Origin of the sequence: Streptococcus equinus (genome assembly GCF_049393805.1) — a bacterium.
GTDB classification, from domain to species: Bacteria; Bacillota; Bacilli; order Lactobacillales; family Streptococcaceae; genus Streptococcus; species Streptococcus equinus.
Genome location: NZ_CP185763.1, coordinates 448,785 through 460,597, shown reverse-complemented (window position 1 = coordinate 460,597; position 11,813 = coordinate 448,785). Strand labels below are relative to the sequence as shown.

Sequence of the window (11,813 nt, the reverse complement as noted above, 5' to 3'; positions counted from 1 at the left end):
AATGAGAATAGGATTATTTACGGACACCTATTTTCCTCAAGTTTCCGGGGTAGCAACAAGTATTTGCACCCTTAAGGAAGAATTGGAGAAAGAAGGGCACGAAGTTTATATCTTTACAACCACAGATAAAGCGGTTAAGCGCTATGAAGATCCGACGATTATCAGACTTCCAAGCGTTCCTTTTATTTCTTTTACAGATCGCCGTATTGTCTATCGTGGATTGATTTCGTCATATAAAATTGCTAAACAATATAAACTAGATATTATTCACACACAGACAGAGTTCAGTGTTGGTATGCTTGGAAAAATGATTGCAGCTGCGCTAAGGATTCCAGTCGTTCACACTTATCACACGCAATATGAGGATTATGTTGGTTATATTGCTAAAGGAAAAATCATTAAACCTGGGATGGTTAAGTATATTGTTCGCGGGTATTTAAATGATTTGGACGGTGTGATTTGTCCATCACGTATTGTGTTAAACTTGCTTGATGGTTATGATATCAAGATTCCAAAACGTGTTATTCCAACAGGAATCCGTGTTGAAGAATACGAACGCAAGGACATCACAAAAGAAGATGCTATGGCACTTCGTGAGCAACTTGGAATTGCCGAGGACGAGACAATGTTGCTAAGTCTGTCACGTATTTCTCATGAAAAAAATATACAAGCGATTATCCAACAATTTCCAAATGTTCTAGCGCAAAATAGTCGTGTTAGACTGGTTGTTGTTGGTGATGGACCATATCTTTCTGACCTTAAAAAAATGGTTGCTGAACTTGGTATCGAGGAAAAGGTTATTTTCACTGGAATGGTGCCACACGATCAAACAGCGATTTACTACAAAGCTGCTGATTTCTTTATTTCGGCTTCAACAAGTGAAACCCAAGGTCTCACATACACTGAAAGTCTTGCCAGTGGAACACCAGTTATCGCGCACGGAAATCCTTACTTGGATGATATTATTGACCAAAAAATGTTTGGAACACTTTTCTATCAAGAAGAGGATTTGGCAAATGCTATTTTAGATGCTATTGAAAATACTCCTAAAATGGATGAAAAAGCCTATCAAGCTAAGATGTATGCTATCTCAGCTGAACATTTTGGAAAATCAGTTTATGCCTTTTATTTGGATGTTTTGATTTCTGCTAAGAATAAGAAAAAAGAAAAATTCTCATTGACTGTTCGTAGAAAACGCGAAAAAACATCTGTAAAAATTGCTCACTCTGCTATCAAACTTCCAGCAGAAGCTGCAAAAGCAACGGTTAAAACATCTGCCAAAGTTTTTAAGGCACCAAAACGTTTAATTAATTCAATTCGAGATTTCCTTAACTAAGTTCTTGAAAAATAAAAAATTCGTGTTATAATAGCTATCGAAGACAAGTTGAACAGGGTTTAACCTTTAGAGCGAGTGCCGGTTGGTGAGAAGGGCGCAGGTTGACTGATTCAATACTACTTCCTTTGCTTTTTATGCAAACATAAAACGGTGGCTACGATATAGCCGATTTGAGGTTTACGACTCTTTTTTGTCGTAGATAAATGAAGGTGGAACCACGTTACGACGTCCTTTTTGGGCGTCGTTTTTCTTTTATCTCGAGAAAAAAGCATTGTGAACTCGTCAAATTCCTTTTGCCCGGTTCCCAAAAAGGAATTCTCAACAATGTAAATCTTTTAAAGGAGAATAGTATGGTTAAAATTACTTTTCCAGATGGCGCTGTGCGCGAATTTGAATCTGGTGTAACAACTTTTGAAATTGCTCAAAGTATCAGTAATTCACTAGCTAAAAAAGCTTTGGCTGGTAAATTTAACGGAGAATTGATTGATACCACACGTGAAATTACAGAAGATGGTAGCATCGAAGTTGTGACACCTGATCACGAAGATGCACTTTCAATTTTGCGTCACTCTGCAGCTCACCTTTTTGCCCAAGCTGCTAAACGTCTTTTCCCAGACCTTTGCCTTGGTGTAGGTCCTGCAATCGAAAATGGTTTCTACTACGATACAGATAACAAATCAGGTCAAATCACTGATGAAGATCTTCCTCGTATCGAAGAAGAAATGAAAAAAATCGTTAAAGAAAACCTTCCATGCGTTCGTAAAGAAATTTCTATCGAAGAAGCGCGTGAATTGTTCAAAAACGATCCTTACAAACTTGAATTGATTGAAGAACACGGTGAAGACGAAGGTGGTCTTACTGTTTACACACAAGGTGAATTTACAGACCTTTGCCGTGGCCCACACGTTCCTTCAACTGGACGTATCCAAGTCTTCCACCTATTGAACGTTGCTGGTGCTTACTGGCGTGGAAATAGCGACAACGCTATGATGCAACGTGTCTATGGTACTGCTTGGTTTGATAAAAAAGACCTTAAAGCTTATCTTAAACAACGTCAAGAAGCTAAAGAACGTGACCACCGTAAACTTGGTAAAGAACTTGATTTGTTCATGATTTCTCAAGAAGTTGGTCAAGGTCTTCCATTCTGGTTGCCAGATGGTGCTACAATCCGTCGTACTTTGGAACGTTACATCGTTGATAAAGAAGTCGCTTCAGGATACCTTCACGTTTACACTCCACCATTGGCTTCAGTTGACCTTTACAAAACTTCAGGTCACTGGGATCACTACCGTGAAGACATGTTCCCAACAATGGATATGGGTGATGGTGAAGAATTCGTTCTTCGTCCAATGAACTGCCCACACCACATCCAAGTTTACAAACACCACGTACACTCATACCGTGAATTGCCAATCCGTATCGCTGAAATCGGTATGATGCACCGTTACGAAAAATCTGGTGCTTTGTCAGGTCTTCAACGTGTTCGTGAAATGTCTCTTAATGATGGTCACTTGTTCGTAACACCTGAACAAATCCAAGACGAATTCCAAAAAGCTCTTCAATTGATTATCGACGTTTACGAAGATTTCAACTTGACTGACTACCGTTTCCGTCTTTCATTGCGTGACCCTAAAGATACTCACAAATACTACGATGACGATGAAATGTGGGAAAATGCTCAATCAATGTTGAAAGCAGCATTGGATGAAATGGGCGTTGATTACTTCGAAGCTGAAGGTGAAGCAGCCTTCTACGGTCCAAAACTTGATATCCAAGTTAAGACAGCTCTTGGTAACGAAGAAACATTGTCAACTATCCAACTTGACTTCCTTCTTCCAGAACGTTTTGGTCTTACATATGTTGGTGCTGATGGTGAAGAACACCGTCCAGTTATGATTCACCGTGGTGTTATCTCAACAATGGAACGCTTCACAGCTATCTTGATTGAAAACTACAAAGGTGCATTCCCAACATGGCTTGCTCCTCACCAAGTAACTGTAATCCCAGTTTCTAACGAAGCTCACGTTGACTATGCTTGGGAAGTAGCTAAAGTTCTTCGTGACAAAGGTGTTCGTGTTGACGTTGATGAACGTAACGAAAAAATGCAACTTAAAATCCGTCAAAGCCAAACTAAGAAAATTCCTTACCAATTAATCGTTGGTGATAAAGAAATGGCTGATAAGACAGTTAACGTTCGTCGTTACGGTAGCAAACAAACTCATACAGAATCTATCGATGAATTTGTTGAAAATATCATGGCTGATATTGACCGTAAATCTCGTCCAGACGCTGAATAATCCCTTATATTTGCATAATAAATTCGGTAAAAAAGAAGTCCTGCGGGGCTTCTTTTTATGTTTTCCAGATTTGCAAAAGTAGTTGCTTTTTATCCATAAGTGTTAAAATAAAAGTAATCGCTTGCAAAAAGGGGGAGTAAAAAATGCGAAAACTTACAAGACGCTTGTCGTCTGCGCTGTCTAGATTTATTTTGGTGATGGCAGCTCTATTTTCTGGTCTTGGACCAGTAATTGTCAACGCCGATACGACATCGGGATCTTCATGGAATTTTGAAGAGGCAAGTTTTAAGGATTTGGGAACTATTACCGATGCGGTAACGATTGATGGTTTAACTCTGTTGGCAACTAAAGAGAAACCACTAGAAATTAAACCAAAGGTAGTGACAGTCGATGGGAGCGACTATTCATATGCCTTAACCTTACCGGCTCAAGGAAGTAAAGAAACTCAGTCTGCACAAGTCCCAGTTTCTGGGGAGTGTACGATTAAAGTGACTTTACAAAATGCATCAGATAATGAGCAAGCAAATCTTGCGATTGCTGATAGTCAAGGTCAAGAATTGACAAGCCTAGCTGCAAAAAGCACAGCTAGCACAGAGTCTTATGCTTATTCTGGTGGAGCTGATAATCTTTATCTCTATTCAAAAGATAGCGATATTGACGTTTTCAAGATTGAACTTGAGTCAACTGATGAAAGTACGACAGAAGCGTCAACGACCCTTGATACCAGTGATTTGCTTGGTAATCAGGAAGATAGCTCATGGCTTGAAGAAAGCAAGGTGGCAACTGGTCAAATTGCTGATGGTTGGTACTATATTAAAAATATCAATAGTCAAAAATATCTTGAAGTAGCTGATGGTAAAGATGCTAATGGAGCAAATGTTCAACAATTTTCAGGTAATGGTTACCCTTGCCAAAAATGGTATGTCAAAAATGTTGGTAATGGCTACATTACTTTAAAAACAGGTATGGCATCAGGGCGTATGCTTGATGTAGCAAATGGTGGTACTTCAGATGGTACTAACATTCAAATTTACGATGCTAATGGTCTTGATCCTCAAAAATTCTTACCAGTTAAAACTGATCAATCAGGTGTTTTCTGCCTTCAAACAAAATGTTCAGGCAACAAGCAAGCACTTGATGTTTATGACTGGTCAACTGCTGATAAAGGAAATATTGATACATGGACTTACAACGGTCTAGCCTGCCAACAATTCCGTTTTGAAGCGATTAATGAAGATAGTAATAGCCAAGATTCTCAATCTGCAGGCAAACATTCACCGCTTGGTAATGTCTATCCAGAACAACAATTACAATTTGTTAATACTCAAGATGGTAATTATCTCAATGATACTGGAAAAAATGGTGCAGCTTTAACATCGGTTAAGTCAAGTGGTGTATCAAATAGATGGATTTTGTCTTACGTTAATAACGGTGTTTATCGCATTGTTAATAGTGATACTGGTTTTTGTTTGACACCATATTCTAGTAAAGCAAGCGCAGGTGCTGGTGTTGCTGGAGCAACAGTGTCTAGTGGGGATAAATCACAGTACTGGCAAATTGTTGCTACTAAAAAAGATGCTTATGGAACAGCTCTAAATTATAAGATTGTCAATAATAGTAATACTAATTTAGCATTAACGTTATCCAATAATAGCTATAGACTAGAACAGTATAACGGTTCAGCCGCTCAAAATTTCCGTGTTAATTCTTATGGAGTTGAAGGGTTTGCTGGCTATTCTAAAGATATGTCAAATCGTGAAAAAGCCTGTGTTACAGGTGGGGTATTTGGTAAAGTTGTAACGGTTAAATCTCTGAAGGACCTTCAAAATTATGCGGCAGGTTCAACACCTTATACCATTATTATTGGTGCTAATCTCTCACAAAATACATTAACTAAAGTAAACGTTGGTTCAAATAAAACCTTTGTTGGTTCTTATCAAGCAAATACTTTGAACAATATTCATTTTAGAAATATTCAAGCATCTGGAAATAATATCTACAAAAATATTACCTTTACACATTCGGTAACTATTAATAATAATGATGATATTCAAATGTATATTTCAGACGGTAATAATTTTTGGCTTGACCATTGTTCATGGCCTGGTCATGATATGAATAGAGACGCTAATATTCACCACAATGACACGGATAAATTTTTATATGTTGGCTTAAAAGCAAATTTTGTTTCTGTTAATGGTTGTTTCTTTGGAGGTCATAAATATGGCTTGATTTTAGGTTATCCTCAAGAAGATGGGAAAAATACTTATCGAGGCTACCCATGCATGACTATTAGTAATAACTACTTCAGACAAACTTTGACAAGAGCTCCTGGTTTGATGAGATATGGCTATTTCCATTGTTATAATAACTACGTGTCAGATTTTGATTTGGGATATACGCCATACACTGAATGTAATATCTATTCTGAAAAGAATGTTTTCGAAGCTGGCAGTCACAAAGGTTGTGTAGTCAATGGTATGAATAACATTGGTAGATTTACAGATAACGGAAGTATTTTATCATGGGATATTTCTACTGCCAAAATTGCTGGTGGAACTAGTTGGAGACCTAGTAGTAATTATGGTTATGCGACTCGCTCACCTCAAGATGCTAAAAATTGGGTAGTTAAATATGCTGGTGTTCATAATAGCTCTTTAGTTTATCCAATCAATTAAACATAAGAATCAATGAGAAGCTCGAAAGAGCTTCTTTTTATGTTTTCCAGATTTGCAAAAGAGGAGAAATCGGCTAACTACGTGTTAAAATTTAGTAAGCGCTCGCAAAAAAGGGGGAGTAAATATGCGAAACTTAAAACACAAATCGTTATCGACTGGCTTTGGTCTATTATTAGCCTTAGCTGCGCTTTTGTCCAATTTTGGACCTGGTCCAGTGATTGTAAAAGCTGATTCTGTATGGAACTTCAGTGATTCTAAATTTACAGATTTAGCTTCGCTTTCATCTGAGAAAACAATTGATGGCTTAACATTTGAAGCTAATGAAAATAGTCCATTGAGCACTTTAGCTGAGTCGGTTACCGTTGCTGGGAATGACTACTCTAATGCGCTATTATTGAAGTCTCAGAGTGAGCAAAATGATAATGCTATCAAAATTCCTGTTTCAACTAATGATGTTATCAAAGTTACTATGAAACGTAATTCTGATACTGAATCAGCAAGTTTAGCTATTTTTGATGAGCAGGGTCAAGAGTTAACAAGTCTAGAGGCAAAATCTGAAGTCAGTGAAGATTCTTATACTTACGCAGAAAATGATGGTTTTGTTTACTTACGTGCTAAAGTTGGCGATGTCGAAATTTTTAAATTAGAAGTGAATTCTGCTGAGGCAACTGATGAAAGTACAACAGAAAGTACGTCTGAAAGTCAAGAACAAAGTAGCACAAGTGATAGCACAGAAGTTAATCTTTCAGAAGTTGAAACTGCTGATGAAGCTACAATCTCCACTTCATTAGCAGCGGCAAATACAACTGTCTCAACTTACAAAGACCTTCTTTCAGCGATTTCTAAAGCTGAAAAAGCTGGTGGTGGTAAAGTTTATGTCAAAGGGCAAAAGATTGCTTGCGATGGACAAATTGCGCTTTCAAAAGCAAATGCGAATGTTCAAATCATCGGTGTTCAGAATGCTGACGGTTCTTATCCTGAACTTGATTTTTCAAATTTTATGGCTAAATATGTAGGTAAAGCTTCATCAGATGCGGCTGTTGGTGTAAGAATTTCAGGTTCTAACTACACTGTTCAAAATCTGATTGTCGAACACGCACCAGACAACGGTATCCAAATCAAAGGAAAAACTGCTAGCAACAACAAAGTTTCAAACTGTATCGTTCGTTATAATAACGACGCTGGTTTGCAAATAACAGCAGGCGCATACAAAAATACAATCGAAGCGATTTACAGCTATCGTAATTGTGATGTTTACACTCGCGGTGGTAATGCTGACGGATTTGCACCAAAACTTGGTGCTGGAACAGGCAATACCTTTACATACTGTTATGCTTGGGACAATTCTGACGATGGTTGGGATTCATTCGATAAAGCTGGTGATGTGACACCAGATATCACGTACACAAATTGTGCGGTTTGGAATAATGGTAATCCAGATGTCTTTACAGGTAAATATGATTTTGACCACAAAAAAGCTCTAGATGGAAATCTTCATTTGGTACAGTTGATTAAGGCGAAAGACGCTTCATTTGCTTCAAACTATGCTAAAGGAAAATTCAGCTTGCCTTCAGGTAATTTCATCCAAACGGATGCTGGAACAGTTAGTCTTTCAGCTTGGACTGGTAGTTCATTTGATGGAAATCCAAATGGTTTCAAACTTGGTTCTGTCAACTCAAAATCAAGTGTAACTCGTAGCCTTTCTTACTGTCTTGCTTTTGATGAAGCTAAAAAAGGATTTGATAACAATAATAGCTCAGTTACAGGGTATTTCAATCACTGTGTAGCTTTTGATAATGGTTATAATTACTATATTCAACCATTGAGCATTAAAGGTTGGACATCTGTTCAAGGATTTAGTGGCAAGAGTGCTGATAAACTACCAAGCGGTCGCTCAGTTACGACACCAGCTTCTGGTAACCAATCAAGCATTCGTAAATCAGTTGAAAGCACCAAAAATACAATCATTGCAAACTGTCAGGCAAATAAAATTCCTGGCAAAACAGCATTTAATATTTACTAGATATTATAGTCTAAAATAGCCCCTCTATTGAGGGGCTATTTTGAATGATTAAAATTTGAGTTGTTTATAGTAAATGGTATTCTTTAAGGAGTTCTTCGATATAAGTTCCATGAATTTTTTTTAGAGCCTCTTTTAAAAGAGTTTGCTCTGTCCAAGAAATATTCATTTCTATCAATGATTTTTGGTCATTTAGGTAGTAAAGGGCATTGAGCAACATGCGGATATCAAAAGCTGACGCAAAGACTTCAGGAACTCCACGGTCAACATCGAGTAAAGTGTAGACAGCTTCCATGGCAGTTCTGACAGAGTATTCGGTTGTAAAGACAGTATCTCTTGGTGTTTCGGCATAGTTACCGATAAAGGCGAGGTTTTTACTGTGTTTTGGCACGACTAGTGGACGGTCATTTAAGCCACGTGGCATGAAATAAGTTGTGATATAGGGCATGTGGCAAGGAATAGTAGAAGCTGCGTTTGCGATTTCTGCAATTTCATTTTCTGGAACGCCCATGTGATAGAGCCATTCTTGACAGAGTTCCTTACCAGTACATTCATCAGGTCGTTTGTCGATGTAATTTCCTTTACGGTCTGTGTAAAGAGGGTAAAGCCAAATAACGAGTTCATTGTCTTTTTGAGCTTTGAAATGCGGTTGACGACTGATTGAATAACCTAAAAGCCAGTTAGAATCTTTTATACTAGTTGGACCGCTAGTTACGATTGAACCACTGTAAGGGTCTTTATGGTTAACAGCTTCGATATAAGGAGCGATACGTTTGTCTTTAAAAGTGATAGTAGCAGAAATAGTCCAGTTAGCGTCAGGAATATTTTGGCAGAAGACTTCCGGGTGACCAAAACTGTCATCTTGTGTAGCTAATTTTTGCCAGAGTTCCCAGCTAGCACCTAATGTGTGTTTGACAGGAGCAGGGTGGTCATTATCACCATATGTTGTACTTTCGGTGATTGAACCGTTTGTTACAAAGACTAAATCATCTGGAGTTAAAAAGATTTCTTCTTGTTTGCCAGCTTTTGTAAATTCAATTTTTGTGGCAACTTTGTCTTGAACTTTGCGATTAACCAAAATATTTGTGACTGTAGTGTCATAACTAAAATTAACACCGTGTTCTGTCAAATAGTGCACAATTGGCAAAATCAATGATTCATACTGATTGTATTTTGTAAAACGAAGAGAAGAAAGATTTTTTAGGCAGCCAACGTGTTGGATGAAGCGCATGAGATAACGGCGCATTTCCATGGCACTTGACCACGGTTCGAAGGCAAACATAGTACACCAATAAAGCCAGAAATTAGATTTGAAAAATTCATCATCAAAAACTTGGTCAATCTGAACATTTTCAAGTTTGCTTTCAGGCATCAAAATTAAATCGATAATTTCTTTGATGGCTTTTTCTGATAATGTTAGCTTGCCATCATCTGGAATAGCTTTGCCGCGGTCATGAATAACACGTGTCTTAGCGTAACAAGGGTCTTCTTTGTTGAGCCAGTAAAATTCATCCAAGATTGAGTGGTCAGGATTTTCGAGTGAAGGAATCGAACGGAATAAATCCCAAAGTACTTCAAAATGAGGTTCCATTTCACGTCCACCACGAATAATATAGCCTAGACGGTCGTTTTTAATCCCATCCATACTGCCACCAGGAAGTTTTAGTTCTTCTAGGATATGGATATGATTACCTTGCATTTGCCCATCGCGAACAAGGAAAACAGCTGTCGAAAGAGCTGCTAATCCACTACCGACAATATAAGCTGATTTTTGGTCAACATTTTCAGGCTTTTTAGGTCGAGCAAAAGCTTCATAATTACCATTAGAATAATACATACGTGTCAACTCCGTTTCTGTGATTATCTTCATTAAAGCGCTTTTTTGCGAAAAACAAAATAGACAAGGTAAACACCTTGTCTAAAATTTTGACATATTTGAGTGATTGTTTAGCTACAGTTTTTCAAGTAGCTGGTAAATACGGTGTGCTAAGTCTTGAGGATTTTCTTGTAAGCCTGAATCAATCCAGTCTAAAATAAAACCAACCAGACCATATTTATAGAAATGCACACGAAATTCGATTTCTTCTTCTGTCAAATCAAGCCCTTTTTCTTCTAGAACAGGTTTAATTAAGTCGTAAGCACGGTCGTACAGAAAATGTTCTAAATAATTGCGGTTAACGGAGTAGTAAGTGTTGCAGACGAAAGCTTTGTTATCTTGAATATAATGAAAAAGGGCTAGCATTCCTTTTTCCCATGAATCATTGGTTCGATTATCGCCAATCATTCGTTCACCGTCAGAAATATAGATTTGTTCCAAAAGATCATACAGATCGTTAAAATGATAATAAAAGGTCTGACGATTAACCTTTAAGTGTTGGACGAGTTCAGTGACAGTAATTTTGTCAAAAGATTTTTTTGCCATAATCTCTTTTAAAGCTTGAGCAAAAGCTTGTTCCGTTAAAGTCTTCATAAATTTCCCTCTATCTATAGTTATTTTATCACAAGCCTCTTTAAAAAAGGTGTTAGCGCTGCAATGTGCTATAATTGACCTATGAAAATCGGAGACAAAGAGTTTTTCCTTTTTTGGGAAAATAGCAGAGCTATAATGAAACAGCATCAAGCAAGACAAATGCTTACTGAGCTCATGAAAATCGCACAAATGCCTTTAGAATTAACAGGAGAAGTGGCACAGACGAGAAAATTGGTGAATCAATTTTCAGATGATTTAGCCCCAGATGATCCTTTTTGGAGTGAATTAGCAAGACTTGTTCAGCTAGCTTTTCCAGGTGAGAGTATGGCAGAGGACACGCTTTTAGCCCATCAAGTCCATCAATTTCGTTATGTCATTTCAGCCTATCAGGCTCAGTGGGTGAGAGAATATTATCCAGCCAAAAATGATTGGACATCGCTTTTAGCTTTTCTCAAAGGCAAGAAAAAACGTCGTTTTTGGCGGAAAAATTTTGATTTTGATGTGACAGAGTCAGCTAGACTTCACAATAAAGCACCAAGACGTCCTATTTTAGGATTTGAATTACCTGTCAATTTTAAAATCCTCATGGCATTTCACACCGAATTTATCCTTGATAGCAATGGCCGTTTTGCAAATGAAATTGATCCGCAAGGTCAAACACATAATGGCATCATTAATGGTGCCAGTTTTAACTACGCCAATCAAAATAATCAGAGGCATTATGAACTTGATGTTGCAGCAATTAAGCAACATGACCCGCTTTTTCGAAAGCATATCTTAGCTAATCGAGGAAATGCTTTTGTAGCACCACTTTGGGTGAGAAGACCTTGGCATAGTGATTGGCAGCGCAGCTATTTTAATAGAAAAGGTGTTTATTCTAAAAATGGAAAGTCGTCATACCGTAGGAGCCTAGCGCTTCGTCGCGTATTTTTGAAAGAATTAAAATCTATGAATAAATTGTAAGTTTTTTGTGGCAAGTCCAGTTGGGCTTGCTTGTTTTCATTAAAATTAT

The 11,813-nt window shown here is 37.7% G+C and carries 7 protein-coding genes; 5 read left to right on the top strand and 2 right to left on the bottom strand.

Annotation, left to right across the window (positions count from 1 at the left end; genetic code table 11):
• The first annotated feature begins 1 nt into the window (after window position 1).
• From ACN0NP_RS02165 to ACN0NP_RS02150, 4 genes are all read left to right on the top strand, one after another.
• Window positions 2-1,336, top strand: coding sequence for a glycosyltransferase family 4 protein (locus ACN0NP_RS02165; RefSeq protein ID WP_033153123.1), 1,335 nt, complete (start codon window positions 2-4; stop codon window positions 1,334-1,336).
• Window positions 1,337-1,686: 350 nt separating this feature from the next.
• Window positions 1,687-3,633, top strand: a complete 1,947-nt coding sequence (gene thrS, locus ACN0NP_RS02160; protein WP_024343725.1) for a threonine--tRNA ligase — start codon at window positions 1,687-1,689, stop codon at window positions 3,631-3,633.
• A 143-nt stretch (window positions 3,634-3,776) separates the two neighbouring features.
• Complete coding sequence (locus ACN0NP_RS02155; protein ID WP_423217469.1) at window positions 3,777-6,311, top strand: RICIN domain-containing protein; 2,535 nt, start codon at window positions 3,777-3,779, stop codon at window positions 6,309-6,311.
• Between the two features lie 124 nt (window positions 6,312-6,435).
• Complete coding sequence (locus ACN0NP_RS02150; protein ID WP_423217468.1) at window positions 6,436-8,334, top strand: right-handed parallel beta-helix repeat-containing protein; 1,899 nt, start codon at window positions 6,436-6,438, stop codon at window positions 8,332-8,334.
• Window positions 8,335-8,398: 64 nt separating this feature from the next.
• Here the strand turns inward: ACN0NP_RS02150 and ACN0NP_RS02145 are convergent, their stop codons facing one another.
• A complete protein-coding gene (locus tag ACN0NP_RS02145) occupies window positions 8,399-10,168 on the bottom strand; it encodes an oleate hydratase (protein WP_423217666.1) in 1,770 nt (589 codons plus the stop codon).
• Window positions 10,169-10,282: 114 nt separating this feature from the next.
• Entirely contained in the window at window positions 10,283-10,801 is a 519-nt protein-coding gene (locus ACN0NP_RS02140; RefSeq protein ID WP_021142857.1) for a TetR/AcrR family transcriptional regulator, read from the bottom strand.
• 81 nt (window positions 10,802-10,882) lie between these two features.
• Here ACN0NP_RS02140 and ACN0NP_RS02135 point away from each other — a divergent pair, with 81 nt between their 5' ends.
• The gene (locus ACN0NP_RS02135; RefSeq protein WP_423217467.1) at window positions 10,883-11,764 is read left to right on the top strand and encodes a DUF3114 domain-containing protein; all 882 of its coding nucleotides are present in this window, start codon (window positions 10,883-10,885) and stop codon (window positions 11,762-11,764) included.
• The last annotated feature ends 49 nt before the right edge of the window (window positions 11,765-11,813 follow it).

Coding starts and splice junctions, on each gene's coding strand:
- ACN0NP_RS02165 (WP_033153123.1), top strand. CDS start 2: ATGAGAATAGGATTATTTACGGACACCTATTTTCCTCAAGTTTCCGGG.
- thrS (WP_024343725.1), top strand. CDS start 1,687: ATGGTTAAAATTACTTTTCCAGATGGCGCTGTGCGCGAATTTGAATCT.
- ACN0NP_RS02155 (WP_423217469.1), top strand. CDS start 3,777: ATGCGAAAACTTACAAGACGCTTGTCGTCTGCGCTGTCTAGATTTATT.
- ACN0NP_RS02150 (WP_423217468.1), top strand. CDS start 6,436: ATGCGAAACTTAAAACACAAATCGTTATCGACTGGCTTTGGTCTATTA.
- ACN0NP_RS02145 (WP_423217666.1), bottom strand. CDS start 10,168: ATGTATTATTCTAATGGTAATTATGAAGCTTTTGCTCGACCTAAAAAG.
- ACN0NP_RS02140 (WP_021142857.1), bottom strand. CDS start 10,801: ATGAAGACTTTAACGGAACAAGCTTTTGCTCAAGCTTTAAAAGAGATT.
- ACN0NP_RS02135 (WP_423217467.1), top strand. CDS start 10,883: ATGAAAATCGGAGACAAAGAGTTTTTCCTTTTTTGGGAAAATAGCAGA.